Origin of the sequence: Nonomuraea candida (assembly GCF_000725485.1) — a bacterium.
GTDB lineage: Bacteria > Actinomycetota > Actinomycetes > Streptosporangiales > Streptosporangiaceae > Nonomuraea > Nonomuraea candida.
In genome coordinates this window covers 161,232-186,729 of record NZ_KL647031.1, presented here as the reverse complement: position 1 = coordinate 186,729, position 25,498 = coordinate 161,232, and the positions used below count along the sequence as shown (strand labels likewise).

26 protein-coding genes are annotated in these 25,498 nt (G+C 73.2%); 6 read left to right on the top strand and 20 right to left on the bottom strand.

All coding sequences use genetic code 11. From position 1 onward, the window contains the following. Window positions 1–24: 24 nt before the first annotated feature. From alc to uraD, 10 genes are all read right to left on the bottom strand, one after another. Window positions 25–969: an allantoicase gene (gene alc, locus IO39_RS44800; protein ID WP_043638510.1), complete on the bottom strand. Its 945-nt coding sequence runs from the start codon at window positions 967–969 to the stop codon at window positions 25–27. Next, window positions 970–2,361: an allantoinase AllB gene (gene allB / locus IO39_RS44795; RefSeq protein ID WP_052424187.1), complete on the bottom strand. Its 1,392-nt coding sequence runs from the start codon at window positions 2,359–2,361 to the stop codon at window positions 970–972. Between the two features lie 110 nt (window positions 2,362–2,471). After that, window positions 2,472–3,629 (bottom strand): glycerate kinase, encoded by a 1,158-nt coding sequence (locus IO39_RS44790; RefSeq protein WP_043639651.1) that lies wholly within the window; start codon window positions 3,627–3,629, stop codon window positions 2,472–2,474. A 208-nt stretch (window positions 3,630–3,837) separates the two neighbouring features. Further along, entirely contained in the window at window positions 3,838–4,050 is a 213-nt protein-coding gene (locus IO39_RS44785) for an EF-hand domain-containing protein (RefSeq protein ID WP_043638507.1), read from the bottom strand. A gap of 58 nt (window positions 4,051–4,108) precedes the next feature. After that, window positions 4,109–5,491: an 8-oxoguanine deaminase gene (locus IO39_RS44780; RefSeq protein ID WP_043638504.1), complete on the bottom strand. Its 1,383-nt coding sequence runs from the start codon at window positions 5,489–5,491 to the stop codon at window positions 4,109–4,111. Then, window positions 5,488–5,958 (bottom strand): (2Fe-2S)-binding protein, encoded by a 471-nt coding sequence (locus IO39_RS44775; RefSeq protein ID WP_043638502.1) that lies wholly within the window; start codon window positions 5,956–5,958, stop codon window positions 5,488–5,490. The genes IO39_RS44780 and IO39_RS44775 overlap by 4 nt, the downstream gene beginning before the upstream one ends. After that, a complete protein-coding gene (locus IO39_RS44770) occupies window positions 5,958–6,818 on the bottom strand; it encodes an FAD binding domain-containing protein (protein WP_043638499.1) in 861 nt (286 codons plus the stop codon). Before IO39_RS44770 ends, IO39_RS44775 begins: the two co-directional genes overlap by 1 nt. A 5-nt stretch (window positions 6,819–6,823) precedes the next feature. Next, window positions 6,824–7,687, bottom strand: coding sequence for a factor-independent urate hydroxylase (gene pucL / locus IO39_RS44765; protein WP_043638496.1), 864 nt, complete (start codon window positions 7,685–7,687; stop codon window positions 6,824–6,826). A gap of 1 nt (window position 7,688) precedes the next feature. Beyond that, window positions 7,689–7,988: a hydroxyisourate hydrolase gene (gene uraH / locus IO39_RS44760; protein WP_043638493.1), complete on the bottom strand. Its 300-nt coding sequence runs from the start codon at window positions 7,986–7,988 to the stop codon at window positions 7,689–7,691. Continuing rightward, the gene (gene uraD / locus IO39_RS44755; protein ID WP_043638491.1) at window positions 7,985–8,485 is read right to left on the bottom strand and encodes a 2-oxo-4-hydroxy-4-carboxy-5-ureidoimidazoline decarboxylase; all 501 of its coding nucleotides are present in this window, start codon (window positions 8,483–8,485) and stop codon (window positions 7,985–7,987) included. Before uraD ends, uraH begins: the two co-directional genes overlap by 4 nt. A 207-nt stretch (window positions 8,486–8,692) precedes the next feature. Between uraD and IO39_RS44750 the strand changes: the two genes are divergently transcribed. Then, window positions 8,693–9,532 carry a deoxyribonuclease IV gene (locus IO39_RS44750; RefSeq protein ID WP_043638488.1) on the top strand — a complete coding sequence of 280 codons (840 nt, stop codon included), beginning with the start codon at window positions 8,693–8,695 and terminating at the stop codon, window positions 9,530–9,532. Between the two features lie 440 nt (window positions 9,533–9,972). Here IO39_RS44750 and IO39_RS44745 read toward each other — a convergent pair whose 3' ends face one another. The 5 genes from IO39_RS44745 to IO39_RS44725 form a co-directional block, all read right to left on the bottom strand. Next, entirely contained in the window at window positions 9,973–11,463 is a 1,491-nt protein-coding gene (locus tag IO39_RS44745) for a sodium:solute symporter family transporter (protein WP_043638485.1), read from the bottom strand. Next, a complete protein-coding gene (locus IO39_RS44740) occupies window positions 11,460–11,753 on the bottom strand; it encodes a hypothetical protein (RefSeq protein ID WP_043638482.1) in 294 nt (97 codons plus the stop codon). The genes IO39_RS44745 and IO39_RS44740 overlap by 4 nt, the downstream gene beginning before the upstream one ends. A gap of 34 nt (window positions 11,754–11,787) precedes the next feature. Then, window positions 11,788–12,528 (bottom strand): LytR/AlgR family response regulator transcription factor, encoded by a 741-nt coding sequence (locus tag IO39_RS44735; protein ID WP_043638480.1) that lies wholly within the window; start codon window positions 12,526–12,528, stop codon window positions 11,788–11,790. A 66-nt stretch (window positions 12,529–12,594) separates the two neighbouring features. Beyond that, window positions 12,595–13,752: a sensor histidine kinase gene (locus IO39_RS44730; protein WP_043638477.1), complete on the bottom strand. Its 1,158-nt coding sequence runs from the start codon at window positions 13,750–13,752 to the stop codon at window positions 12,595–12,597. 53 nt (window positions 13,753–13,805) lie between these two features. After that, window positions 13,806–14,402, bottom strand: a complete 597-nt coding sequence (locus IO39_RS44725; protein ID WP_245642624.1) for a molybdopterin-dependent oxidoreductase — start codon at window positions 14,400–14,402, stop codon at window positions 13,806–13,808. A gap of 253 nt (window positions 14,403–14,655) precedes the next feature. Here IO39_RS44725 and aroF point away from each other — a divergent pair, with 253 nt between their 5' ends. After that, window positions 14,656–15,687 (top strand): 3-deoxy-7-phosphoheptulonate synthase, encoded by a 1,032-nt coding sequence (aroF, locus tag IO39_RS44720; protein WP_043638472.1) that lies wholly within the window; start codon window positions 14,656–14,658, stop codon window positions 15,685–15,687. Window positions 15,688–15,892: 205 nt separating this feature from the next. Continuing rightward, the gene (locus tag IO39_RS44715) at window positions 15,893–16,180 is read left to right on the top strand and encodes a YiaA/YiaB family inner membrane protein (RefSeq protein WP_043638469.1); all 288 of its coding nucleotides are present in this window, start codon (window positions 15,893–15,895) and stop codon (window positions 16,178–16,180) included. 70 nt (window positions 16,181–16,250) lie between these two features. On the opposite strand, the gene thiI is transcribed toward IO39_RS44715, so the two are convergent. The 3 genes from thiI to macS form a co-directional block, all read right to left on the bottom strand. Then, on the bottom strand, window positions 16,251–17,447 hold the full coding sequence (gene thiI / locus IO39_RS44710; RefSeq protein WP_043638466.1) for a tRNA uracil 4-sulfurtransferase ThiI: 1,197 nt from the start codon (window positions 17,445–17,447) through the stop codon (window positions 16,251–16,253). A gap of 83 nt (window positions 17,448–17,530) precedes the next feature. Beyond that, the gene (locus IO39_RS44705) at window positions 17,531–18,172 is read right to left on the bottom strand and encodes a response regulator (RefSeq protein WP_043638462.1); all 642 of its coding nucleotides are present in this window, start codon (window positions 18,170–18,172) and stop codon (window positions 17,531–17,533) included. 9 nt (window positions 18,173–18,181) lie between these two features. After that, window positions 18,182–19,375 carry a MacS family sensor histidine kinase gene (gene macS, locus IO39_RS44700; RefSeq protein ID WP_043638459.1) on the bottom strand — a complete coding sequence of 398 codons (1,194 nt, stop codon included), beginning with the start codon at window positions 19,373–19,375 and terminating at the stop codon, window positions 18,182–18,184. 111 nt (window positions 19,376–19,486) lie between these two features. On the opposite strand from macS, the gene IO39_RS44695 reads away from it, so the two are divergent. Further along, window positions 19,487–20,338: an MHYT domain-containing protein gene (locus tag IO39_RS44695; protein ID WP_043638456.1), complete on the top strand. Its 852-nt coding sequence runs from the start codon at window positions 19,487–19,489 to the stop codon at window positions 20,336–20,338. Window positions 20,339–20,401: 63 nt separating this feature from the next. Further along, entirely contained in the window at window positions 20,402–21,217 is an 816-nt protein-coding gene (locus tag IO39_RS44690) for an MHYT domain-containing protein (protein WP_043638454.1), read from the top strand. Between the two features lie 138 nt (window positions 21,218–21,355). Here the strand turns inward: IO39_RS44690 and IO39_RS44685 are convergent, their stop codons facing one another. Then, complete coding sequence (locus IO39_RS44685) at window positions 21,356–22,381, bottom strand: 6-phosphofructokinase (RefSeq protein WP_043638452.1); 1,026 nt, start codon at window positions 22,379–22,381, stop codon at window positions 21,356–21,358. 141 nt (window positions 22,382–22,522) lie between these two features. On the opposite strand from IO39_RS44685, the gene glpK reads away from it, so the two are divergent. After that, complete coding sequence (glpK, locus tag IO39_RS44680; RefSeq protein WP_043638450.1) at window positions 22,523–24,001, top strand: glycerol kinase GlpK; 1,479 nt, start codon at window positions 22,523–22,525, stop codon at window positions 23,999–24,001. A gap of 55 nt (window positions 24,002–24,056) precedes the next feature. On the opposite strand, the gene IO39_RS44675 is transcribed toward glpK, so the two are convergent. Further along, a complete protein-coding gene (locus IO39_RS44675; protein WP_052424186.1) occupies window positions 24,057–25,463 on the bottom strand; it encodes a N,N-dimethylformamidase beta subunit family domain-containing protein in 1,407 nt (468 codons plus the stop codon). Between the last annotated feature and the right edge of the window lie 35 nt (window positions 25,464–25,498).

Below are 25,498 nucleotides of genomic sequence, written 5' to 3'. Positions count from 1 at the left end.
CTCCCGCCACGGGCGGGAGGGCGGTCAGGCGAGGTGGCCGTGGAGGCGGACGCGGGCCAGGCCGCCGTCGGGGTAGATGTCCACGCGCACGTGCGTGACCGGCTCGGCGGGGCCGAGGCGGAAGCGGTGCGGCGTGTCGGGCCGGAGCGGGGTCCTGGGCAGGAGCGGCACCTCGCGCGGCCCGTCCAGCCCGGTCAGCGACACCTCGGCGGGCGCGTTGTACAGCAGGTTGGTGGTGTCGATCTCGGCCAGCCGGATGACGCCGCGCCCGGCCAGCCGGATGACGAGCCAGTCGTTGCCCTCGCCCCGCCGCCTGGCCGTCTCCCAGCCCTCGGCCTGGTGCCGGGCCAGGCCGGGCGCGATGACGTTGCCGGGCGCGGAGTAGAAGTCGTCGGAGCAGGCGGTGACCAGCCCGCCGTTGGCCAGGGCGGCCAGGTCGAGCCCGAGGCCGTCGTAGAGCGACAGGTCGGCCCTGACCTCTCCGTGCACCCGGAGCCGGGCGACGCCGCCGTCGGGGTGGATGCGGAGCCGTACGTGGGTGTGGACCGCCTCGCCGGCGACCGGGAAGTGGTGCTCGGTGTCGCCCTTGAGCTCCGACAGCGGCACGATCGGCGTCCACCGCGCCGCCAGCACCTCCTCGGGTGCGGGATGCCCCGGCACGTACGCCGCCTCCACCGAGGCGTGGGTGGGGTGGTTGCCCCTGAACCAGGCGGTGTCGATCACCACGCCGCGGATCACGCCGGGCATGCCGAGCCGCACCAGGGCCCAGTCGTGGCCGGGCGCGCGGCGGCGGCGGGTCTCCCAGCCGTCGTAGACCTGCCCCTTGCTGCCGAACGTGCCCGGCTGGAAGTCGGGCCGGCCCGGCCTGATCAGGCTCTCCTTCTCGGCGAAGGACTCGTCGCTGGCGGCCACGACGGCGCCGCCCAGAGTGCGCAGGGCGAGGTCGGGCAGGGTGGTGAAACCGGACATCTATCGCGCTCCCATCGTCGGCCGGGCCTTGCGCAGGAGCCGCCCGTGCGGCTCGCCGTCCACCGGGCGGCCGCGCAGCCAGGTGGTCAGGACGGCGCCCTTGAGCGTGTGACCGTGGTAGGGGGTGACGGGGTTGCGGTGGTGGAGGCGGGCGGCGTCCACGAGGGTGCCGGCGGCGGGGTCGAAGGCGACCAGGTCGGCGTCGTTCCCCGCCGCGATCCCGCCTTTGCCGGCCACGCCGGCCAGCGCGGCGGGGTTGGCGGACATCCAGCGCACCACGTCCTCCAGCCGGTGCCCCCGCCGCGCGGCCTCCGTCCAGACCGCGGGCAGGCCGAGCTGGAGCGAGGCTATGCCGCCCCAGGCGGCGGCGAAGTCGGGCACCTTCAGCTCGGCCGGCGAGGGCGAGTGGTCGGAGACGACGCAGCTCAGCACGCCTCGCGCCAGCCCCTCCCACAGCAGGTCGCGGTTGGCCCGCGAGCGGATCGGCGGGCAGCACTTGTACGCCGTCCCGCCCTCGGGCACCTGCTCGGCCGTCAGCGTCAGGTAGTGCGGGCAGGTCGCGGCCGAGACCGGCGCTCCCCTGCCCAGGGCGGCCTCCAGCACCTCCAGGCACTCGGCGCCGGAGACGTGCAGGATGTGCAGCCGGCAGCCGGTCACCTCGGCCAGCCGCACGGCCCGCTCGACGGCGCTGCGCTCGGCGGCCCCCGGCCGGGAGTCCAGGAACTCCCGGTAGGTCGGCCCGCCCGGCTCGGCCAGCAGCGCCGGGTCCTCGGCGTGCACCACCATCATGCCGCCGAACCCGGCGACCTCCTCCAGCGCGCGCCGCAGCTCCCCGGCCGTCAGCGGCGGGAACTCCGGCACCCCCGACGGTGACATGAAGCACTTGAACCCGAAGACCCCGCACTCGTGCAGCGGCGCGAGATCCTTGAGGTTCCCCGGCACCGCCCCGCCCCAGAACCCGACGTCCACGTGGCACCGCCCCTCGGCGGCCCGCCGCTTGGCGTCGAGCGCCCCGGGGTCGATCGTCGGCGGCAGCGAGTTGAGCGGCATGTCCACGATCGTGGTGACGCCGCCGGCGGCGGCCGCCCTGGTCGCGCAGGCGAAGCCCTCCCAGTGGGCCCGGCCCGGCTCGTTGACGTGGACGTGGGTGTCGACCAGGCCGGGCAGGAGCGCCAGGTCGCGCAGATCGACGTCCTCGGCGGCGGGCAGGGGGGCGGCGTAGTCGTGCAGCGCGGCGATCTTCTCGCCGCGCACGGCGACGGCGGCGGGCCGCTCACCCTCCGGCGTGACGGTCCTGCGGGACCTGATCACCAGGTCGAACGGCGGGTCGAACGGCGGGTCGAACGGCGGGTCGAACGGCGCCGTGGGCTCTCCGGGCGGCGACGGGGCCATGCATCAACCTCCAGCTGACGATCCGCCTCCCGGCGGCGACGGGCTCACGCGACAGCCGCCGGGCGACGGGGTCATGCGTCCGCCGCCGGGTGACGGCCTGGCGGTCGGCATCACGCGTCGGCCGCCAGGCGGCGGTCGGCGGCGAGGCGGGCGGCGAGGCGTTCGAGCAGGGGGCCGGCCTGCTCCATGCAGCGGGCCGGGTCGGGCTCCAGGTCCGTCAGGGCGTAGGCGGCCTCGATGCCGGCGGCCTTGAGGTCGTCGTCGGAGAGCGTGCGGCGGCCGCAGACGGCCACCACCGGCACGCCCGCCCCGGCCGCGGCCTGGGCCACGCCGATGGGCGCCTTGCCGCGCAGCGACTGCTCGTCCAGCGAGCCCTCGCCGGTGATCACCAGGCGGGCTCCCTTGACCTGCTCGCCGAACCCGAGCAGGTCGAGCAGGTAGTCGATGCCCGGCCGGATCTCGGCGTGCAGGAACGCCAGCGCCGCGAACCCGACCCCGCCGGCCGCGCCCGCCCCCGGCGCGCCCGCCACGCCCATGGCGCGCACGATGTCGTCGTGCTCGACCGCGCCCATCAGCCCGTGGGTGGTGGTGGCGATGGCGGCCAGGCGGGACAGCGCCGACTCCAGCGTCTTGACGTCGTCGGGGGTGGCGCCCTTCTGGGGGCCGTACACGGCGGCGGCGCCGTGCGGGCCGAGCAGCGGGTTGTCCACGTCGCTGGCCACCACGAACTCCACGCCCGCGATGTCGAGGAAGCCCGACATGTCGATGCGGGCCAGGTTCTTCAGCGCGGCGCCGCCCCTGGGCAGGTCGGCGCCGTCGGCGTCGAGCAGGCGGGCGCCGAGGGCCTGCGCCATGCCCGCTCCCCCGTCGGTGGAGGCGCTGCCGCCCAGCCCGAGCACCACCCGCTTGGCGCCCCGGCGCACGGCGTCGGCGATCAGCTCGCCGGTGCCGTAGCTGGTGGCGGTCAGCGGCTCGTGCCCGCCGGGCAGGCGGCGCAGCCCGGACGCCTCCGACAGCTCGACCACGGCGGTGCCGGTGGGCTGCCAGGCGTACGAGGCGGGGATGCGCTCGCCCGTGGGCCCGGTCACCTCGATCGTGACGCGCCCGAACCCGGCCGCCACGGCGGCGTCCACGGTGCCGTCGCCGCCGTCGGCGATCGGCAGCTCGACGGTGGGCACGCCGAGCCCGGCCGACACCCGGGAGGCCACCTCGGCCGCGGTCAGCGACCCCTTGAACTTGTCCGGGGCGACCAGAACGTGCTGAACCACTACGAACTCCCACCTGATGATGAACAATGTCCTGACACGCCTTCCTGCCCGGTGCGAGCGGGCAGGAAGGCGTGACTCATCATCCTGACATTCGGGCGTTCCCGGGGACCACGCCGGTACCCCGCCCCGGGAGCGGGCGGCGGCCCGTCCCCGGAGACCACGCCGGCACGCGGGCCTCCCCCCGGTGGCGGCGGGCCGGCCGGGGGCCTCAGGACACCGTGCGGATGAACTCCTCCAGGGAGTAGCGTCCGTCCTGGTCGGAGTCGGCCGCCTGGCTCATCGCCCCGAGCGCCTCGGGCGGCAGGTCGGGGAAGTGCCGCTTCAGCTCGCTCTCGCTGATGTAGCCGTCGCCGTCGGTGTCGATCTCGGCGAACGTGCTCTTGAGCCGCGCCGTGCGCTCGTCGGGGAGTTCCTCCGCCACGGGACCGCCTTTCCTCCGCGTTCTTGGACATTCCCACCCTAATGGGCCAGGTTCGGCATCAGCGGTGGACCTCCCTGGCGGCGCCGAAGCCGCGCTCGCGCGCCAGCCGCATCAGCCGCCGGTGCGCCCGCGCGCCCGCCTGCCCGGCCGCGTCCTGCGGGACGGTGCGCAGCTCGCCGCCGGACACCACGGCGCGCCCGCCGACCAGCACGAGGGCCGGCGGCGGCGCGGGGCCGAAGACGAGCGCGCAGACCGGATCGGCGACGGCCGCCGCGAACGACCCGGACAACGGCCACAGGACGATGTCGGCTAATTTGCCGGGTTCGAGGGTGCCCAGTTCGTTCTGCCTGCCGAGGTTGCGGGCGCCGCCCAGCGTGGCCAGTTCCAGGGCCTGCCGGGCGCTGAGGGCGGCGGGGCCGTACCTGGCGCGCTGGAAGAGCAGGGCCTGGCGCATCTCGCCGGCCAGCGGGGTCAGCTCGGAGGAGGCGGCGCCGTCCACGCCGAGCCCGACGTTCGCGCCGCGGCGCAGCATCTCCGACACGCGGGCGATGCCCGCCCCGAGCCGCCCGTTGGAGGAGGGGCAGTGCGCCGTGCCGGTGCCGGTGGCGGCCAGCTTGGCGATGTCGGCGTCGCTGAGGTGCACGGCGTGCGCGAGCCACACGTCGGGCCCAAGCCAGCCCAGCTTCTCCATGTAGTCGACCGGCCGCAGCCCGAACCGCTCGCGGCAGTGCTCCTCCTCGTCGAGGGTCTCGGCGAGGTGCGTGTGCAGGCGTACGCCCTTCTCCCTGGCCAGCGCGGCCGAGGCGGTCATCAGCTCGGCGCTGGCCGAGAACGGCGAGCACGGCGCGACCGCCACGCGCAGCATGGAGGAGGGCGACGGGTCGTGGTGGGCGTCCACGGCGGCGGCCGTGGCGGCGAGGACGTCGTCCAGCTCCTCGACCACGACGTCCGGCGGCAGGCCGCCCTTCGACCTGCCCAGGTCCATCGAGCCGCGCGCCGGGTGGAAGCGCAGGCCGATCGCGCGGGCGGCCTCGATCTCGGCGGCGAGCAGGTCGCCCCGGCCCTTGGGGAAGAGGTAGTGGTGGTCGCTGGTGGTGGTGCAGCCGGACAGCGCCAGCCAGGCCAGCCCGGCCGTGGCCGCGCCGTTGACCACCTCGGCGTCCATGGCGGCCCAGACGTCGTAGAGCGCCGCCAGCCACTCGAACAGCGTGGCGTCCTGGGCCAGGCCCTGCGAGGCCCACTGGTAGAGGTGGTGGTGGGTGTTGACCAGGCCGGGGGTGGCCAGGCAGCCGGCGCCGTCGATGAGGGTGGCGCCGGGGACGTCCGGGGCGGGGCCGGCGCCCAGTTCGGCGATCAGGTCCCCCTCGATCCTGATATATCCGGATTCGACTTCGGGGCCGGAGACGGGCGCGATGAACACGTTCCCGATGACCAGGCTCATCGCGCCGCCTTTCTGGTGGCGGCCAGGCGCACCGCGTCGAGGATCTTCTCGTAGCCGGTGCAGCGGCACAGGTTGCCCGCCAGCGCCTCCCTGATCTCGGCGTCCGACGGCCGCGCCACCCGGGACAGCAGGTCGTGGGCCTGCACGACCAGGCCCGGCGTGCAGAAGCCGCACTGCACGGCCCCGCACTCCACGAACGCCTCCTGCACCGGGTCGAGCCGGTCCCCCTCGGCCAGCCCCTCGACGGTGCGCACCTGCCGCCCCTCCGCCTGCCCGGCGGCCACCAGGCAGGAGCAGACCGGCACGCCGTCCAGGTAGACGGTGCAGGAGCCGCACTCGCCCTGCTCGCAGGCGTTCTTGGAGCCGGGCAGGCCGAGGCGCTCGCGCAGCACGTACAGCAGGCTCTCGCCCTCCCAGACGTTCTGCGCGCTCTCCTCGCGGCCGTTGACGGTGAACGTGACGCGCATCAGGCGGCCCTCTTCTCCAGGTGGTCGTTCCAGGCCCAGGTGAGCGTGCGGCGCGCCATCACGCCGATGGCGTGCACCCGGTAGGCGGCGGTGCCGCGCACGTCGTCGATCGGCGCGGCGGCCCGCGCGCACAGCTCGCCGAAGCGGGCCGGCAGCGCCGGGTCGAGCGGCGCCTCCCAGTCGAGCTCGGCGGCCAGCAGCTCCTCCGCCTCGTACGCGCGGCGCGGCGTGGGGGCGGCCGAGCCGAGGCCGGTGCCGACCCGCCGCTCGCGCGGGTGCAGCGCGATCGCGAACGAGCACACCGCGATCACCATGGCGTTGCGCGTGCCGACCTTGGAGAAGTATTGCGGGCCGGTGGCGGGCGGCACGTGCACGGCCCTGATCAGCTCGTCCGGCTCCAGCGCGCTGCGCTTGGCCCCGAGGTAGAACTCGGCGGCCGGGATCATCCGCACGCCCCGGTCGCGCGACTCCGCCTCGACCACCGCGCCGGCCGCCAGCAGCGGCGGATGGCTGTCGCCCGCGGGCGAGGCCGCGCCCAGGTTCCCGCCGACCGACCCGCGGTTGCGGATCTGCGGCGAGCCGACCGTGCGCGCGGCCTGGGCCAGGCCGGGCAGCGGGCCGCCGAGGTGCTCGATGACCGCCGCGTACGGCACCCCGGCCCCCAGCCGGCAGTGCCCGCCCGCCATCGACCACTCCCGCAGCTCGGCGATCCGGGTGAGGTCGAGCAGCGCGGGCGGCCTGCGCACGTCGAAGTTGATCTCCACCATCACGTCGGTGCCGCCCTGGATCGGCACGGCCTCGGGCCGGTCCGCCTTGGCGGCCAGCGCCTCCTGCCACGTCGTGGGCCGCAAGAAGTCCATCGTCGCTACTCCCAGGCGAATCCGGCGTCGGGCGCGTCGTCTCTCAGCACGCCGCCCTCCATGAGCCCGTAGGGCCGGTCGGCGGCGTGGAAGACCTCGTTGTCGTTGTCGAGGCCGAACGGGGTCAGGTCCACGGCGAAGTGGTGCTTGTTCGGCATGGTCAGCCTGATCTCGCACACCTCGGGGCAGGTGGTCAGGACGCGCTCCCCCATGGCGTACAGGGTCTGCTGGAGCGAGCGGCTGTGGGTGCCGGTGAACGCCTCCAGCAGGCACTGCCGGACCTCCGCGTACGACTTGGCGTAGGAGGAGGCCTCGGGGGCCGTGTGCCGCCAGCGCGCGGTGACGGCGGTGGCCAGGACGCGGTCGGCGGCGGGCGCGAGCGTGGTGTACTCGTCCACGATGTAGCCGCGGAACTCCGAGCCGGTCGAGTTCATCAGCACCAGGTCCCGCAGCCCGGAGACCACGGTCGTGCGGCCGTCGCGGTCGTGGTGGGCCACGCAGGTGCGCACCTCGCCGCCGTCGCGCACGAACGAGTGGGGGCCGGCGCGGTGCCAGCCGTACTCCTCGATCTCCACCCTGGCGTGGTGGACGGTGGGCTGCGCGGTGACGTAGTGCCGGGCCAGCCGGAGCGCGAACTCCTCGATCTGGCCGACGCCGTGGCGGCGGGCGAAGACGTAGGCGGTGTTCTTCTGCGTGTCGGTCGGCAGCACGGCGGAGTTGTCGCCGGTCAGGTGGACCGCCTCCATGTCACCCGACAGGAAGGTGCTGACGTTGACGTCCTTGACGTGGTGCACGGGCCCGTTCCTGACCACGTGGACGAGCCTGGTCTCCGCCTTGCCGTAGCGGTTGGCGCCGAGCCTGACGGTCAATCTAGCTCCCTCGGTAGGTGGCGTAGGCGTACGGGCTGAGCAGCAGCGGCACGTGGTGGTGGGCCGCCGGGTCGGTGACGGTGAAGGTGACGACGACCTCCGGGTAGAACGTGTCGGCCAGGTAGGAGCCGGTGTCGAAGACGATCCGGTGCACCCCGGCGCCGCACTCCCAGCCCGTGATGCGGCCGTCGTCGTCGGTGCGCCCCTCGGCCACGACCCGGCCGTCGTGCTCCAGGCGTACGCGCAGGCCGGCGGCGGGGCGGCCGGTGACCGAGTCGAGCACGTGGGTGGACAGGCTCATGTCCCCTCCTTCACGAGCCTGCCCAGCCGCAGCCGGGTGATCGCGGCCAGCTCGCCGCGTACGACCTCGCGCTCGCGCTCCTCGTCGTTGCCCAGCCGCCGCCGGAGCCGGTCGAGCAGCTCGGCGCCGGTCAGCCCGGTGGCGCAGACGAGGTAGACGTGACCGAAGCGCCGCTCGTAGGCCCGGTTGCCGTCGGCGAGCGCGGCGCGCAGGTCGTCCTCGACCCCCGACTGCTCCTGCCGGGACCAGGACGCCTCCCTGCCGTCGCCGCCGGCCCGCTCCCCGATGCGCGGGTGGGCCCGCAGCGCCTCCAGCACGTCGTCCCAGGCCAGCTCCAGCACGGCCGCGCCGGCGGCGTCGAGGAGCCGGTCGAGGTCGTCGTACGGGCGCAGCGCGGCCACCTTCCCGGCGAAGGCGCGCGAGGCGCAGCAGGCGAGCAGTTCGGCCTCCGCCTCGGCGGCGGGCCTGGCGTTGAAGCCGGCCAGTGTGTCGGGCATGCGAGAAGTACACACATGCGCTTCGTGCCCGGTCCATCCGCGAGAACTCCCAACTCGCGGCCCGGATGCGGGCCACTTTTCGTCTCATGCTCCAACGCGGGTCCCGCCCCGGCCCGGGTCGTGCGCCCGACCGGGGCGTGCGCGGCTTCGCCCCTGTGACGGCGGGCGGCGGAACTGTCCGCCGCTGCGCCTACACTGAGTGCCATCATGACCTCGAAATCCCTGATCGGCGGACACGTGTCCGTGACGGGCGGCCTGGCGACGGGTGGCCTGAAGTCCATGGCCGAGATCGGCGCCGAGATGATCCAGGTGTTCGTCACCAACCCGCGCGGCTGGGCGCTCACCGAGGGCAAGCCCGACCAGGACGCCAAGCTCGCCGAGTCGGGCGTGGAGACGTTCATCCACCTGCCCTATCTCGTCAACTTCGGCTCGCCCAGCCCCGAGACGCTGGCCAACTCCATCGCGATCGTGCGGCACACGCTGCGGCGCGGGGTGGAGACCGGCGCCAAGGGGGTCGTGGTGCACACGGGCTCGGCGGTGACGCAGTCGCGCGACGACGCGTTGCGGCAGGTCAGGGAGAATCTGCTGCCCCTGCTGGAGGAGATCCCCGAGGGCGGTCCCGACCTGCTGCTCGAACCGATGGCGGGCCAGGGCGCGATGTTGTGCGCCACGGTCCAGGACCTGGAGCCCTATCTGGCGGCGCTCGACTGGCATCCGCGGGCCACCGTCTGCCTCGACACCTGCCACGCCTTCGCCGCCGGTCACGACCTGGCCGCCGAGGGCGGGGTGAAGGAGACGTTCGACGCGCTGCACGCGGTCGCGCCCGGGCGGCTCCGGCTGATCCACGCCAACGACTCCAAAGACGTGTGCGGCGCGAAGAAGGACCGCCACGAGAACATCGGGGCCGGCCACATCGGCGTCGAGCCGTTCGCCGAGCTGATGCGGCATCCGGCGGTGGCCGGGGTGCCGATCTGCATCGAGACGCCCGGCAAGGCCCCCAAGCACGCCGAGGACATCGCCCTGCTGAAGAAGCTGCGCGACGGCTGACCCCCGGCCGCGGGCCTCGGTCTCTGAAAGCGCCGCCGGTGCGGTGTGACTCTGTGTACGGGTAATGCGGTCGGCCGATCGGGCACGGACAAAGCTCCCACCCGAGCCGCAACCGTGACAGGGGCGCCCGCTCAGCGCGATCCGGCCGCCCCCGAAGGCCGGATCGCGGGGCCCGGTCTCCCGGCCCGCGCGGGCGCCCCCTCACGATCGGCATGGCGGGCCCCACCCCCCGGTCAAGGGCCCGACAGCCGCGGCGACCTGCGTGTCGCCGGTGAACCCCGCGCACCGGGCCTGTTCGCTGAGCCTTGCGGCCCGTCCCCCCCGATGCGCCGGGATGGGCTTCCGATGCCGAAACACTACGGTCGCGATCATGCGGGCGAAACCCTGTTTACGGACAGCTCGTTGAGCGGTCTGTAGTCAGCGATATACGGAGAGTGGTCTCACGACCAGCGGTCGTCCCGGCGCGACGAACGGTAGGCCGAGGGGCCCACACGATGCTCGGGCACGTGCATCCGCACCATCATCCGGCCCACTCCCCGCGGCAATCGACCCGGTGTGACCAGGGAAGTCACCACCATCACGGCGAAGGAGAGCGGCACGGCCACCGGGGCGGGGCAGGAAGTCAGCGCCCCCATCTTCACGCCCGCCTGCTCGGCCAGCACAAGCGCGCCGGTCACACCCCCTCCGAGCGCGAACCCCGCCGCCACGCCGACGTCCGTCAGCCGCCGCCACCAGATCCCCAGCACCAGCAGCGGGCAGAAGGTGGCGGCCGAGAGGCTGAAGCCCAGCAGCACGAGCGCCACGGACACGCCGGGGATCGTGACGGCCGTCAGGACGAGCGCGGCCACCAGGACCCCGGCCACGGCCGTGCGGAACGGGCGCACCCCGGCCCGCGACACGCACGCCGACACCGCGCCCCCCACGGCCACCAGGACGCCCGCGGTGGTGGCCAGGAAGGCCGCGAACGCCCCCGCCGCCAGCAGGCCCGTCAGCACGTCCCCCAGCACGCCGGGCAGCATCCTGGCGGGCAGCAGCAGCACGATCTCGTCGGCCGCCGCGCCCCGTACGTGGACGCGCCCCAGCACCCCGTACAGCGGCGGCACCACGCAGAACGCCGCCAGCAGCACCTGGGTGGCCACGATCGAGCGCCGGGCGCCGCGGCCGTCCCTGTCGGTGTAGACCCGCACGATCACGTGCGGCAGCCCCATCGTGCCCAGCGCGGAGGCCAGCAGCACGGCCAGCACCCCGGCCAGCGACGGGTCGCCCGCTCCCGCCAGCCCGGCGCTCCCGGCCCGGTAGGCCACCTCCAGCAGCGCGACGGGCCGGGTGCCGACCGTCCACCAGCACGCCACCCCGACCCCGACGAACACCGCCAGCTTCAGCCAGAACTGCGAGGCCTGCACGCTGGTGACGCTCCCCAGCCCGCCGGCGAAGGCCACGCCCAGCGCCGCCACCGCGACGGCCGCCCAGCCCAGCCACGGCGGCAGCCCGGTCAGCAGCCGCACCACGACCCCGGCGGCGTGCAGCTGGGCGACCAGGAACACCAGCCCGATGACGAGCACGAAGCAGGTGGTGAAGCGGCGCAGCCGCACCGAACGCAGCCGCCATTCGGCGAAGTCGGGCAGCGTGTACGTCCCCGACCGCCGCAGCGGCGCGACCACCAGCGCCAGGACGACCACGAACCCGGCGGCGGCCCCCGCCGGGTACCACAACATCGGCGAGCCGTGCATGGCGATCAGCCCGGCCGTGCCCAGGCAGGCGGCGGCCGAGGTGTACTCGGAGGTGATCGCGGCTCCGTTCCACCAGGGAGGGACCGCCCTGGACGCCACGTAGAAGTCGGAGACGCCGCTGGAACGGCGTGGTCGCGCGGCGCCCACCGTCACGCCCAGAACCAGCACGAAGGCGATCCCGGTCAGCACCGCGACGCTCATCTCTCCAGCCGCTCCGCGCACCTGAGCTGCAGCACGGCCAGGCACACCCACGCGCCGTGCACGGCCACCGACAGCGCCACCCAGGCCCACGGCTCGGGCACCCACGCGGCCAGCACGGGGAGGCCGAGCAGCAGCCCGGCGACGGCGGCCACGGTCCGCAGCGCCCGCCGTAACTGCAGGCCGACGATGGCGGGCACGTCGGGCAGGCGCTCACGCGGGCCGGACAGCCCGCTCGAGCGCCCGAGCGCGGGGGGCCGTCGCCGCACGACGACGCGCCGCCCCGCACTCACCGGAGCACACCCCCGCGTCTGCCGGCGGGGGTGCTCATGAGATCACGCCCCGGTGCTGGCGGACGAGCTGCTCGCGGACCTGGCGGCTGTGCCGCCGGCTGACCCGCAGGGTCTCGGTGCCGACGGTGAGCGTCACCCGGCCGCCCTCGAAGCGCAGCTCGCTGACGTGCCGGCCGGAGACCAGCGTGCTGCGGTGGATGCGGATGAACCCGGCGTCGGACCAGCGCCGCTCCAGCGCGGCCAGCGACATGCGCACGAGGTAGCTGCCGTCGACGGTGTGCAGGCGCACGTAGTCGCCCTTGGCCTCGGCGAACAGGACGGCCTGCTGCGGCACGAACCGGGTGCGCCCGCCCAGCTCGACCGGGATCACGTCGTCCTGGCCCGGCTCGGCGGCCGGGCCGGCGGCGGCCTCCAGCCTGCGCACCGCCTCCGACAGCCGCTCGGCCCTGACGGGCTTGAGCAGGTAGTCGACGGCCTCCAGCTCGAACGCCTGCACCGCGCACTCCTCGTGTGCCGTGACGAACACCAGCCTGGGCGGGCTGGGAAAGCCGCCGACGAGCCGGGCCAGGTCGAGCCCGTCGAGGCCGGGCATGCGGATGTCGAGGAACACCCCGTCGAGCCGCTCGCCGCTGCCGATCATCTGGACCATGTCCTGAAGAGCCGTGACGCCGTCGGCCGCGGTCGTGACGTGTTCGATTCTGTCGTCCTGGCGCAACAGGTAGGCGAGCTCCTCCAGAGCGGGCACTTCATCGTCAACGGCCAGAACTCTCAGCATGTCCATCACGCTGCCGTATGAAAGCAGAGGTCACAAGGGACACGCCAGCATAGCGTAAGTATTTGACTACAACGAGCTAAGGGACGTCTTGGGCACGCGTAGCCGTACCTTCGTGCCGGCGCCCAGCGCGGTCTCCACGACGAGCCCGTAGCCGTCACCGTAGATCTGGCGCAGGCGCAGGTCCACGTTGGCCAGCCCGATGCCGTTGCCCTCGCGCGCCGGGTCCTCGTCGAGCAGCCGGCGGGCGCACTCGGGGTCCATGCCGGCGCCGTCGTCCTCGACCGTGATGTGCGCCTCCGGGCCCGCGTCGCGCACCACCACCCGCACCTCGCCGGGGCCGCCGCGCCCGCGCATGCCGTGTTTGATGGCGTTCTCGACCAGGGGCTGCAGGCACAGGAACGGCACCGGCACGGGCAGCACCTCCGGGGCCACCTGCATGCTGAAGCGCAGCTTGTCGCCGAAGCGGGCGCGCTCCAGCAGCAGGTAGCGGTCGACGCAGGTCAGCTCGTCGGCCAGGGTGGTGAAGTCGTCGGCCCTGCGCAGCGCGTACCGGGAGAAGTCGGCGAAGTCGAGCAGCAGCTCGCGGGCGCGCTTGGGGTCGGTGCGGACGAACGAGGCGATCGTCGTCAGCGCGTTGTAGACGAAGTGCGGCGAGATCTGCGCGCGCAGGGCGCGCATCTCGGCCTCCAGCGCGCGCCGCCTGGAGGAGTCGAGCTCGGCCAGTTCGAGCTGCCCGGAGACCCAGCGGCCGACCTCGGTGACGGTGCGCACCAGCGCCGCGCTCACCTGCCCGTCGAAGGCCGCCAGCGCGCCCACCACCGTGCCGTCCACGGTCAGCGGCACCACGACCGCCCCCAGCTCCGCGCCGTGCCGCTCCCCGGGGAACACCTGCGCCCGCCCGGCGGCCAGCGTGGCACGGGCGTAGGTGAGCACGTCGTCGGTGCACGGCCCGTCCCAGGCCAGCGCGGCCTCGGTGGAGGTGATCGCGACGGCGGAGGTGCCCAGCAGGGCGTGCAGGTGACGCACGGCCTTGCGGGCGGAGTCGCGGTCGAGCCCCGCGCGCAGGGCCGGAGCCGCCATCGCGGCGGTGTGCAGCGTGGTGAACGTCGCGTCGTCCGTCCTGCCCGGCTCCGGCAGCGCCTGGCGGCGCCGCGCCATGCGGGCGAGCCCGTAGCCGAGCAGGAAGGTCAGGGAGCACAGCGCCACGCACACGGTGGTCAGCATGCGGAAACGGTAACCAATAACGGAGCGCGTCCGGGGGAAAACCCGGAGTGAAGTCAGGGCGGCCCTTCCCCGGGTTCTTCCTGGTAGGAGTAGCGCTGCTCGCGCCAGGGGTCGGCGACGTTGTGGTAGCCGCGCTCCTCCCAGAAGCCTCTGCGGTCTTCGAGGAGGTATTCGATGCCGCGCACCCATTTGACGCTCTTCCAGGCGTACAGGTGGGGCACCACGATGCGCACCGGGAAGCCCCGCTCGGAGCTGAGCGGCTTCTCGTCGAGCTCCATGGCGAACAGCGTGCCGGGGGCGGTGAAGTCGGACATCCGCAGGTTGGCGCTGTAGCCGTATTCGGCCCAGATCATCACGTGACGCACGCCGGGGTCGGGCGGGGCGGCCTCCATGATCGTGGCCGGGGTGACGCCGCGCCACTCGTTGGCCATCAGGGAGAACTTGGTGACGCAGTGGAAGTCGGCGATGCGCGTGGCCCGGGGCAGCCGCTCGAACTCGCTCCAGTCGAAGCGGTGCTCCTCTCCCGAGGCGGTGGCCCCGAACACCCGGAAGTCCCAGCTCTCCGGTTTGAACGCGGGCACCCTGCCGTAGTGGATCACGGGTCGGCCGCGCGGGACGTACTGGCCTGGAGGCAGGCGCGACTCCTCCACGATCACTCCCCTCACCCTGTCTCGCGTCTTGGGCCATCCTGCCATCGCGCCTCGTGTGCCTCGGCAGCGGGTGTCGTGCGCTACGCTTACGACCTATGCGCACCGCGTTCCTGTTTTGGTATGGCGACGGACCCGAGTCCGTTCGCCATCTGACGCTGCGCTAGCAGACAGGCGAACGAAGGCCCCGGGTCCGGCAGGACCCGGGGCCTTCTGTCGTTTCCAGAGGCTTTCCCAGGAAGAGGAGACAGCAGAGATGGTGATCGTGATGGGGCCGGAGGCCACCGCGGAGGACCTCGCTTCGATCGTGTCCGTCGTGCGGGCGGCCGGGGTCGAGGCGTTCGTCAGCAAGGGGGTGCGGCGCACGATCGTGGGCCTGGTGGGCGACGTGACGCAGCTCGACGCGGCCGCCCTGCGGGGCATGCGCGGGGTGCGGGACGTGATGCGGGTGTCCACGCCGTACAAGCTGGTCAGCCGGGAGAACCATCCGGAACGTTCCACGGTCCACGTGGGCGGCGTGCCGATCGGCCCCGACACCGTGACGCTGATCGCGGGGCCGTGCGCGGTCGAGACGCACCGGCAGACCCTCGACGCGGCCCGGATGGCCCAGGCCGCCGGCGCGGCGCTGCTGCGGGGCGGGGCGTTCAAGCCGCGCACGTCCCCGTACGCCTTCCAGGGGCTGGGCGAGGCGGGCCTGCGCATCCTGGCCGACGTGCGCGAGGAGACGGGCCTGCCGATCGTGACGGAGGTCGTGGACGCTCAGGACGTCGAGCTGGTCGCCTCCTACGCCGACATGCTCCAGGTGGGCACCCGCAACATGCAGAACTTCGCGCTGCTGCAGGCCGTCGGCGCGGCCGGGAAGCCGGTGATGCTCAAGCGCGGCATGACGGCCACCATCGAGGAGTGGCTGATGGCGGCCGAGTACATCGCGCAGCGCGGCAACCTGGACATCGTGCTGTGCGAGCGGGGCGTGCGGACGTTCGAGACGGCCACCCGCAACACGCTCGACGTCTCGGCCGTGCCGGTGGCGCAGCGCCTGTCGCACCTGCCCGTGATCGTCGACCCGTCCCACTCGGGCGGGCGGCGCGAGCTGGTGCTGCCACTGACCCGCGCGGCCGTCGCGGTGGGCGCCGACGGCGTGATCATCGACGTGCACCCGCAGCCCGAGCAGGCGCTCTGCGACGGCCCGCAGGCCCTGGTGGACGCCGACCTGGGCGAGCTGGCGCAGGTCATGACCGACTTCCCGGCGCTGCTCGGCAAGAGGGCCGCGTCGGCCGTGCCCGCCTGACAGTGATGACCGGCCGTGCCCACCCGACCAGCCCACCCGACCAGCCCGCCTGACCGGCCGCCTGACCGTCCCCCGTGACCGGCCCGCCTGGCCGGCCACCGCCCATCTGACCGGCCGCGCCACAAGCCACCGCCGGTTGTACTCAGCGGTAACGTGAGTACGAGACCCCATGTGCCGGGCTTCGTGCCGCCAGCACCATGGCCGTATGACGAAGCCCATTCAACCCACGCAGACCACCGCGTTCTACGTCCAGGCGATCCTGTCGTTCGTCATCTCGCTGACCTCCGTGGTGATCGCCCTGGCCTACCTGCCCACGGCGGGCTGGATCAGGGCCTTCCTCGGGCTCGGCCTGTTGTACGTGGTCACCTCCACCGTCACGCTGTGCAAGGTCGTACGCGACCGGCAGGAGCAGTCGGAGGTCAGCAAGCGCGTCGACCAGGCCAGGCTGGACAAGCTGCTGGCCGAGCACGACCCGTTCAAGGTCGACGCCTGACGCCCCGCGGAAGGGCCGGGAGGCGTGGCGGACGGCGGGGGCCCGCCGCGCCTCCCGGCTCCGCCGGGGACTAGAGGGTGTATTCCTGGATCGAGTCGGCGAGCTGCACGCACAGCTCCTCGGCGTCCAGCCGCCGCTCGATCTGCTTCAGGTCCTCGATCTTGGCGCGGGTCTCGGCGCGCTTGGGCGCCAGCAGCGAGCAGCAGTCCTCGTCGGGCAGCTCGGAGATCTCCAGCGTGCCGATGCGCCGGGCCTCGGCCATGATCTCGGTCTTGTCCCAGCCCACCAGCGGGCGCAGGATCGGCAGGTCGACCGCGTTGTCCTGGGCGGTGATGTTGGCCAGCGTCTGCGAGGAGACCTGGCCGAGGGCGTCGCCGGTGATCAGCGCGGCGGCGCGGATGCGGTGGGCGACCTCCTCGGCCGTCTTGAGCATGAGCCGCCGCTGCGCGATCACCGCCAGCCGGTCCTGGCCGGAGTTGCGGATCGACTGCTGCGCCTTGCCGAACGGCACCACCCACAGGCGCGACTTGCCCTGGAACCGGTCGAGCTTGCGCACCAGCGCGTAAGCCTTGTAGATCGACTCGGACGTGGTGAACGGGATGCCGGAGAAGTGCAGGAAGTCGACGTGCAGGCCGCGCCGCATCATGCGGTAGGCCGCCACCGGCGAGTCGATGCCGCCCGACATGAGCACCAGGGCCCGGCCGCTGCTGCCGACGGGCAGGCCGCCCTGGCCGGGGATGCCGCCGGTGAAGACGAACACCTCGTCCCTGTCGACCTCGATGAACACCGTCAGCTCGGGGTTCTTCAGGTCGACGGGCAGGTTGTACTCGTCGTTGATGGCGCCGCCGACCAGCCGGTCGAGCTCGTTGGAGCGCAGCGGGAAGCGCTTGTCGCGGCGGCGGGAGCGGACCGCGAAACGGGCGCCCCGCTTGGCCTCCTCGCTCTCGCCGACCAGCTCGAGGCCGGCCTTGAGCACGGTGTCGGGGTCCTTGGCCACGCGCCAGGCGCGGTGGATCCAGACCAGGCCGGGCACGTCGGCGACCCGCTGGGCCACCGCGTCGGCCTGCTCGGCTGTGGCCCCCTGGGGCAGGAAGATCGCGATCACGCCGTGCCGCTTGCGCACGTCGACCTGGATGCCGACGGTCTGGAGCGCGTCACGGATGTTGCCGATGAGACGGCGTTCGAACAGCTCGCGGTTCTTGCCCTTGAGGACGATCTCGCCCAGCTTGAGCAGAACGCACGGCTCGCCCAGGGCGGACATCGTCATGGTGGAACCTCCGGAGGATGGGAAAGCGCGGGACCCGCGGCGGTGGCGCAGGCTGTTGATGGCAACGTCGCGACCCGTCGAGTTTAGTCCGCGTCGAGCCCTCGCTCGATCGCATATCGCACCAGCTCCACCCGGTTGTGCAGTTGGAGCTTGCCCAGCGTGTTCTGGACGTGGTTCTGCACGGTGCGGTGGGACAGCACGAGCCGCTCGGCGATCTGCTTGTACGACAGGCCCTTGGCGACCAGCCTGAGCACCTCGGTCTCGCGCCCGGTCAGCCGCGGCCCCTCCTCGGACGCGGGCCGCGCGGCCAGCCGGCGATATTCCCCCAGCACCAGCCCGGCCAGGCCCGGCGTGAACACCGCGTCACCCTCGGCGGTGCGCCTGACGGCGTCGAGGAACTCCTCCCGGCCGGCCGACTTCACCAGGTAGCCGCAGGCTCCCGCCTTGACCGCGGCCAGCACGTCGTCCTGCTCGGCGCTGGCCGACAGCACCAGCACCCTGGGCGCCGGCTCCGAGCCCGCCAGCCGGGCGGCCACCTCGGGCCCCGGCATGTCGGGCAGCCGCAGATCCAGCACGACGACCTCGGGCGAGACCGCCGCGGCCACGCGGACCGCCTGCCGCCCCTCCCCCACGACGGCCACGACCTCGTAGCCGGCCTCGGCGAGGTCTCTGGCGACGGCGTCGCGCCACATGGGATGGTCGTCCACCACCATCACCCGAACCATGCCGCAACTCTAGCCGCGCGGCGCGGGCCGGTCCCGCCGCACCGGGACGGTGATCTCGACCTCGGTGCCCTGGCCGGGGACGCTGACGATCGACACCTCCCCGCCCAGCTCGGCCACCCGGCCCCGGATGGAGCGCGCCACGCCCATGCGCCCGTCCGCGGCCGCCTCCGCCAGCCGCCCTTCGGGGATGCCGGGCCCGTCGTCCCTGACACTGACGATCACCGTCTCGGCCCCTGTCCCGGCCCCCGTCTCCTCTGTCGCCGTCTCCTCTGTCGCCGTCTCCGGGGCGGGCGCGGGGCCGGACTCCGCCAGCACCCAGGCCCTCGCGCCGGGGCCGCAGTGCGCGCGCACGTTGTCCAGGGCCGCGCCGACGGCCGCCGCCACCGCCTCGGCCGTCTCGGCGGGCAGGAGCAGCGGCGTGGCCGGGGTGGAGACGGTCACCTCGGCGCCGGCGTGCCGGGTCAGGAGCGCGCGCAGGTCGGCCGTGCCCTCGGGCTGCGGGGCACCACGGGAGACCAGCGCGCGCAGCGCGGCCTCCTGCTCGCCCGCCAGCCGCCCCAGCTCGGCCGCCTCGCCGCCCAGCTCGCGGCCGCGCCGGTGGACGAGGGCCAGCACCTGCAGCACGGAGTCGTGCAGGTCACGGGCCAGGCGCTCGCGCTCGCGCTGGGCGGCCTCCATCTCGGCGGCCCGTTGCATGCGCGCCTCGGCCCGCCTGGCCAGCCTGGCCACGTCACCGACCACGACGCCGGCCAGCAGGAGCAGCACGGCCGCGCTGATCGAAACGGGCACGTCGGGCCCGCGGGCGCGCAGCCACAGGTCGCCGGCGGCGACCACGGCCGCCGCCGCCACGCCCGCGCGCCTGCCGCCGTACACGGCCCAGGCCAGCACGGGGGCGGCCACCCAGGTCGCGGTGACCGGCACCGTCCCGGCCGCCCCCTGGGCGGCGCCCTGCACGTACGGCCCGGCCAGCAGGCACGCCATCGCCACGAGCAGGTCGGCGGCGGGCAGCGGCCAGCGGCGCAGCGTCTCGACGGAGTAGGCGTAGCTCGCCCCCGCCGTCCACAGCGCCATGACGGCGATCACCAGCCAGCCGAGCAGCGGCTGCTCGTAACCCCGGTGCTGGGCCATGAGCACGGTCGCGTACGCCAGGGAGGCGACGCGGAAGACCGCGACGGCCCGCCAGAACGGCCCTTCGATGGCCATGAGCCCTTCTCATGTTTCCGACACGAAGATTGACAGATAGTCCGGATATCCATGCGAAAGGGATGTCCGGGATGGCACAATCCGGGAACCCCTAATGCAAGGAACCGATAGATGACCTCCGCTGTGAATCATTTCACCTACGGATTGATCACGCCGTTGCTCGCCTATGTCATGTCCTGCATCGGATCGATGCTCGGGCTGCGGCTCACCGCGCAGGCGCACGCCTCGCGCGGCGGCGCCCGCGTGCGCTGGCTCCTGGGCGCGGCCGTCTCCATCGGCGGCACCGGCATCTGGGTCATGCACTTCATCGCCATGATGGGCTTCGAGGTCGAGGGCACCCAGATCAAGTACGACGTCTGGCTCACCGCGGCCTCCGCGGTGGTGGCCATCGTGGTCGTCGGCACCGGCCTGTTCCTCGTCTCCTACGGCGGCGGCCGGCTCCTGGCGCTGCTCGGCGGCGGCCTGCTCACGGGGCTCGGCGTGGCCTCGATGCACTACCTGGGCATGTACGCGATGAACATGTCCGCCCACGTCTCCTACGACCGCCTCACCGTGGCGCTCTCCGTGGGCATCGCCGTGGTCGCCGCGACCGTCGCGCTCTGGTTCACCCTGCGCGTCAAGAAGCCCATCTGGATCACCGGCGCCGCCCTCGTCATGGGCGTGGCCGTGGCGGGCATGCACTACACCGGCATGTACGCCATGCACGTCACCGTGGACCCCGAGCCCGGCGTCGTCCCCGGGGCCGACGCGCTCGACTTCCTCGTGCCCCTGATGACCGTGATCAGCCTGATCACCCTGACCATGCTCCTCATGGTGATCCTGTCGCCCTCGGAGGAGGAGCTGCACGAGGACGCCGAGCTCGTGGCCAAGCTCGAAATGCGCCGCCGCACCGCCCAGCAGGAACAACTTCCGTATCCCGCCCCGATGCCGCGCCAGCAGACCGTGCACGCCAGGCGGAGGTAGTTGCGCGGGCGACGAACCCCTGCTCATACTCCCTTATCGGTGCGGTAGGGGATGGGTGGGGCAATGTCGCCGATCGATCATTTCTCGTTCGGGCTGTTGACGCCCGTGCTCGCGTACGTCATGTCCAGCGTGGGATCCATGCTCGGGTTGCTGCTGACCTCGCGCGCCCGGCTGATCGGCGGCCGCGAGGGCAAGTACTGGCTCGTCGGCGCGGCCTTCGCGATCGGCGGCACCGGCATCTGGACCATGCACTTCATCGCCATGATGGGCTTCCGGGTCGAGGGCACCCCGATCAGATACGACGTGCCGCTCACCGTCGCCTCCGCGCTCATCGCGGTCGTCGTCGTGGGGATGGGGCTGTTCCTCACCTCCCACGGCGGCGAGCGGCTGATCTACCTGCTCGGCGGCGGCACGCTCACCGGCTGCGGCGTGGCGGCCATGCACTACCTCGGCATGGCCGCCATGAACATGTCCGGCCACGTCTCCTACGACCCGGCGGTCGTCGCGCTGTCGGTGCTGATCGCGGTGGCGGCGGCCACGGTCGCGCTCTGGTTCACACTGCGGGTCAGCGGCGCGCTCAAGATCGGCGGGGCGGCGCTGCTCATGGGCGTCGCGGTCTCGGGGATGCACTACACCGGGATGTACTCGATGTCGGTCTCGACGCACTCGGAGATGGTGCCCGTGCCCGGGGCCAAGGCGGTCGACTTCCTGATGCCGCTCATCGTCGGGCTCAGCGTGATCACGATGGGGCTGCTGCTCACCGTCATCCTGTCGCCGTCGGAGAAGGAGCTGCGCGGCGAGGCGGAGTTCAGGCAGCGGCTGCGCGGACGCGACGAGGGCGCGCCGGAGGTGGATCTCTTCGGCACGCCCCGCGGTTGAGCTATGTGGTGGGTACGGCTTGCGACGCGAAGTGGGCCGCCGACTCGCCGCGGCACAAGCCGTACCCCGAGGGGGTTGTAGCGGTAACCCCGCTGACCCGAAAGTACGGCGGCCCGCTTGCAAGCCGCTTACAGCCGGTTAACCGAAGAAGACCTCGGCCTCCGAGTATCGCGACACCGGCACGGTCTTCAGCTCGGCCGTGGCCTCGTCGAGCCCGACCCGCACGATGTCGGTGCCGCGCAGGGCGACCATCTTGCCGTAGTCGCCCTCGTGGGCGGCGTCGATGGCCTGCAGCCCGAACCTGGTCGCCAGCACCCGGTCGTAGGCCGTCGGGGTGCCACCGCGCTGGATGTGGCCGAGCACCGTGGTGCGGGCCTCCTTGCCGGTGCGCTTCTCGATCTCCTTGGCCAGCACCTCGCCGATGCCGCCGAGACGCACGTGGCCGAACGCGTCGAGCGTGCCCGTCTGCAGCTCCATCTGGCCCTCGATGGGGTGCGCGCCCTCGGCCACCACGATGATCGGCGAGTAGCGGGTGCGGAAGCGGGACTCGACGTATTCGCAGACCCGGTCGATGTCGAAGGGCTTCTCCGGGATGAGGATGACGTTGGCGCCGCCGGCCATGCCCGCGTGCAGCGCGATCCAGCCCGCGTGCCGGCCCATGACCTCGCAGATGAGGGCCCGGTGGTGGGACTCGGCGGTGGTGTGCAGCCGGTCGATGGCCTCCATCGCGATGTTGACCGCGGTGTCGAAACCGAAGGTGTAGTCGGTGCCCGACAGGTCGTTGTCAATGGTCTTCGGCACGCCCACCACGTTGACGTCGCGGTCGTAGAGCTGCTTGGCGACGCCCAGCGTGTCCTCGCCGCCGATGGCGATCAGCGCGTCGACACCGGTCGAGGAGAGGTTCTCCTTGATCCGGTCGACCCCGCCCTCGATCTTCATCGGGTTGGTGCGGGAGGAGCCGAGAATGGTTCCGCCGCGCGGCAGGATGCCGCGTACGGCCTGGATGTCGAGGGGCATCGTGTCGCCTTCGAGGGGACCGCGCCAGCCGTCACGGAAGCCGACGAACTCGTGACCATAGACGCTCACCCCCTTACGCACCACTGCCCTGATCACGGCGTTGAGGCCGGGGCAGTCGCCGCCTCCGGTGAGCACTCCGATACGCATGGCGGGTTCCTCCCATAGGGGTCACGAACCAGACCTTGATGTCAGACTCGCATTGTGCCCGGCCTCACACGCAGTGGTCTAGACCAAACGCCAGGGTCGAAAACTAAACCTGCGCCGACCGAAAACTGTGGAGGAAATTTCATGAATGTGCTGGCCATAGACGCCGGGACAACTGGGGTAACAGCCCTTGTTGTCACAGAAAACGGGCAGATCATCTCCAAGGGGTACGAGGAATTCGCCCAGCATTTTCCGGAGCCCGGCCGGGTCGAGCACAACCCCGAGGACATCTGGCAGGCGACCCTGTCGGCCTGCGCGACCGCCCTGCGCGCGGCCCCGGAGCCGCCGTCCTGCGTCGGCATCACCAACCAGCGCGAGACCGCCGTGTTATGGGACCGCCGCACGCTGGCCGCCCCGCGCCGCGCCATCGTCTGGCAGGACCGCCGCACCGCCGGGCTGTGCGCGCGGCTGCGCGAGGCGGGCCACGAGCCGCGCGTGTCGGAGCTGACCGGCCTGCGCCTCGACCCCTACTTCACCGCCACCAAGCTGACGTGGCTGGCCGGGCACGACCCCGCGGTGTGGGCCGGCGTCGAGTCGGGAAGCCTGGCCGTGGGGACGGTCGACTCCTACCTGATCGCCAGGCTGACAGCGGGCGCGCGGCACGTGACCGACGCGTCCAACGCCTCGCGCACCCTGCTGTACGGGCTGGCGTCCGGCACGTGGGAGCCGGAGCTGTGCGAGCTGTTCGGGGTGCCGGAGCGGGCGCTGCCGGAGATCGTCCCCAACTACGGGCCGCTGGGCCGTACGGAGCCGTCGGCCTTCCTCGGGCTGGACCTGCCGATCACCGGGGTGGCCGGCGACCAGCAGGCGGCGCTGTTCGGCCAGACGTGCTTCGGCGTGGGCGACGTGAAGTGCACCTACGGCACAGGCTCGTTCGTGCTGACCAACCTCGGCGGCCAGATCGTGCGTTCGGCCTCGGGGCTGCTGACCACGGTGGCCTGGCAGACGCCGTCGGGCGAGCGCACGTACGCGCTGGAGGGGTCGATCTTCGTCACCGGGGCGGCGGTGCAGTGGCTGCGCGACGGGCTCGGCCTGATCGGCACCGCGCCGGAGTCGGAGGCGCTGGCCCGCACGGTGCCCGACAGCGGCGGGGTGGTGTTCGTGCCCGCGCTGACCGGGCTGGGCGCGCCGCACTGGGAGCCGGAGGCGCGCGGGCTGATCACCGGCCTCACCCGCGGCACGACCCGGGCGCACCTGGTCAGGGCCACGCTGGAGGCGATCGCGTACGAGGTGCGCGACGTGGTGGCCTCGATGACCGGCGGGGTGCCCGGCGGCGTGTCCGTGCTCAAGGCCGACGGCGGGGCCAGCGCGAACGACCTGCTCATGCAGCTCCAGGCCGACCAGCTCGGCACGGCGGTCGAGCGGCCGGCCGTGCGGGAGACGACGGCGCTCGGGGCCGCGTTCCTGGCCGGGCTGGGGTCGGGCGTGTGGGGGTCGCAGGCCGAGCTGCGCGAGACGTGGCGCCTGGACCGGCGCTTCGAGCCGGGCGAGCGCGACGACGCCGCCTACGAGCGCTGGCGCGCGGCCGTCCGGCTGGCCACGGCCGCCGCTCACAACTCCTGACCGGCCGGCGCACCCCGCCGCCCACGGCTCCTGATCCATCGGCGCACCCCGCCGCTCACGACTCCTGACCGGCCGGCGCGTCACCGTCACCGGCGGCGGGAGGGGTGCGGCCGGCGGGGCCCCGGGCGAAGCGGGTGAGGAGGTTGAGCGTGGCGCGGCGGGTGAAGGCGGCGGCGGAGTCGGTGACGCCGTGCCCGCACCGCGCGCCGCGCAGCGCGCACACCCAGCGCATCGTCCCCGAGGCGAACACCCCGGCCCCGCTGGGTGCCGTGTAGTACGTGCTGTGCGTGACGCCGGCCCGCCCGCCGCACGAGAGCGGCGACTCGGCCAGCACCTTCACCTCGGGCGGCGAGCCCCGGGACACCCGGTCGGTCTCCACGCCGACCATCCCGGGGAAGCGCCGCCCCTTCGTCCCGGCGAAGATCCAGTGGCCGGGCCGGCTGACCCGGTAGACGCCCTCGGCGGGGAAGCAGTCGTACATCTGCCCCACCAGCGTGCTCTCCGGCTCCGACGCGCGCCACAGCTCGCAGACGCGCTCCTTGTCGCAGACGACCTGCCTGCCGCGCATGGCGATGCGCCAGTAGACGGCGTTGGCGCCGAGGAAGGCGAGGTTCGCGCCGTCGTCCCTGGCCCGGGTGACGACCCGGCGCATGCCGGGCGACCAGTACTCGTCGTGTCCCAGCGACACCACCGCGCGGGCGCCGTCCAGCGCGCCGGGCCGCAGGTCGAGGTTGGTCAGGTAGGCCAGCGGCACGCCGCTCTCCTCGGCCACGGCCAGCGCCTCCTTCTCGAAGTCGAGGAAGAGGCGGGCGCCGTTGCCGTCGTAGGGGCGGTCGAAGGTGACGGCCCGGGAGCGGCCGGCGAACCCGCCGGGACCCTGGTAGAGGCTGCGCCCGCCCCACAGGTTGTACGCCTGCCAGGTGGTGACCGCGTTGACGATCACCACGCGGCCGGCGGTGGAGGCCGACCGCACGGTGATCGGGACGTAGCGCTGCGCCCCGGTGGAGGCGTCGAGCCTGATGAGGTACGCGCCCTCGGGCCAGCCCTCGGTCTCCACGGCCAGCGACGGGTCCCAGTGGGCGGCGGTGACCGTGCCGTCCACGACCCGCGTCGGTGCCTGGCGCACACCCTCGACCGGGGCGGACTCCCACACCTTGGCCGGGTTCGCGCCCATCCGGAAGGCGCGGGCGGTGAACCGGGGCGCGGTGGTGGAGACGTGCAGCCGGAACCGCTCCCCCGGCAGCACGCTCACCTGGTCGGCGTAGCCCTCGATCTCGTGCCCGGAGGCGTGCCGGGTGATCCGCCACGACTCCTGCACGTCGTCCGCGTCACCCTCATCGGGAGTGACGTGGCCGGAGGTGGCGGACGGCCGCGCGACCGGCGGCGTGAGGGCGGGCGGCTCCCCGCAGCCGGCGACCAGCAGGGCGGCCGGCAGGGCGAGGGCGAGCAGGATCTTGCGCACGCGCCCATGCTCGCCACCGCCCGCCCCGCCGGGCC

Bases quoted from the DNA above. Each gene is read 5' to 3' on its own strand.
- IO39_RS44685 (WP_043638452.1), bottom strand. From the start codon at position 22,381: ATGCGTATCGGAGTGCTCACCGGAGGCGGCGACTGCCCCGGCCTCAAC.
- IO39_RS44690 (WP_043638454.1), top strand. From the start codon at position 20,402: ATGTCGCCGATCGATCATTTCTCGTTCGGGCTGTTGACGCCCGTGCTC.
- IO39_RS44735 (WP_043638480.1), bottom strand. From the start codon at position 12,528: ATGCTGAGAGTTCTGGCCGTTGACGATGAAGTGCCCGCTCTGGAGGAG.
- IO39_RS44750 (WP_043638488.1), top strand. From the start codon at position 8,693: ATGACCTCGAAATCCCTGATCGGCGGACACGTGTCCGTGACGGGCGGC.
- IO39_RS44745 (WP_043638485.1), bottom strand. From the start codon at position 11,463: ATGAGCGTCGCGGTGCTGACCGGGATCGCCTTCGTGCTGGTTCTGGGC.
- glpK (WP_043638450.1), top strand. From the start codon at position 22,523: ATGAATGTGCTGGCCATAGACGCCGGGACAACTGGGGTAACAGCCCTT.
- uraD (WP_043638491.1), bottom strand. From the start codon at position 8,485: ATGCCCGACACACTGGCCGGCTTCAACGCCAGGCCCGCCGCCGAGGCG.
- IO39_RS44715 (WP_043638469.1), top strand. From the start codon at position 15,893: ATGACGAAGCCCATTCAACCCACGCAGACCACCGCGTTCTACGTCCAG.
- alc (WP_043638510.1), bottom strand. From the start codon at position 969: ATGTCCGGTTTCACCACCCTGCCCGACCTCGCCCTGCGCACTCTGGGC.
- IO39_RS44705 (WP_043638462.1), bottom strand. From the start codon at position 18,172: ATGGTTCGGGTGATGGTGGTGGACGACCATCCCATGTGGCGCGACGCC.
- thiI (WP_043638466.1), bottom strand. From the start codon at position 17,447: ATGACGATGTCCGCCCTGGGCGAGCCGTGCGTTCTGCTCAAGCTGGGC.
- IO39_RS44770 (WP_043638499.1), bottom strand. From the start codon at position 6,818: ATGGACTTCTTGCGGCCCACGACGTGGCAGGAGGCGCTGGCCGCCAAG.
- IO39_RS44775 (WP_043638502.1), bottom strand. From the start codon at position 5,958: ATGCGCGTCACGTTCACCGTCAACGGCCGCGAGGAGAGCGCGCAGAAC.
- macS (WP_043638459.1), bottom strand. From the start codon at position 19,375: ATGGCCATCGAAGGGCCGTTCTGGCGGGCCGTCGCGGTCTTCCGCGTC.
- IO39_RS44730 (WP_043638477.1), bottom strand. From the start codon at position 13,752: ATGCTGACCACCGTGTGCGTGGCGCTGTGCTCCCTGACCTTCCTGCTC.
- IO39_RS44695 (WP_043638456.1), top strand. From the start codon at position 19,487: ATGACCTCCGCTGTGAATCATTTCACCTACGGATTGATCACGCCGTTG.
- uraH (WP_043638493.1), bottom strand. From the start codon at position 7,988: ATGAGCCTGTCCACCCACGTGCTCGACTCGGTCACCGGCCGCCCCGCC.
- aroF (WP_043638472.1), top strand. From the start codon at position 14,656: ATGGTGATCGTGATGGGGCCGGAGGCCACCGCGGAGGACCTCGCTTCG.
- allB (WP_052424187.1), bottom strand. From the start codon at position 2,361: ATGGCCCCGTCGCCGCCCGGAGAGCCCACGGCGCCGTTCGACCCGCCG.
- IO39_RS44780 (WP_043638504.1), bottom strand. From the start codon at position 5,491: ATGAGCCTGGTCATCGGGAACGTGTTCATCGCGCCCGTCTCCGGCCCC.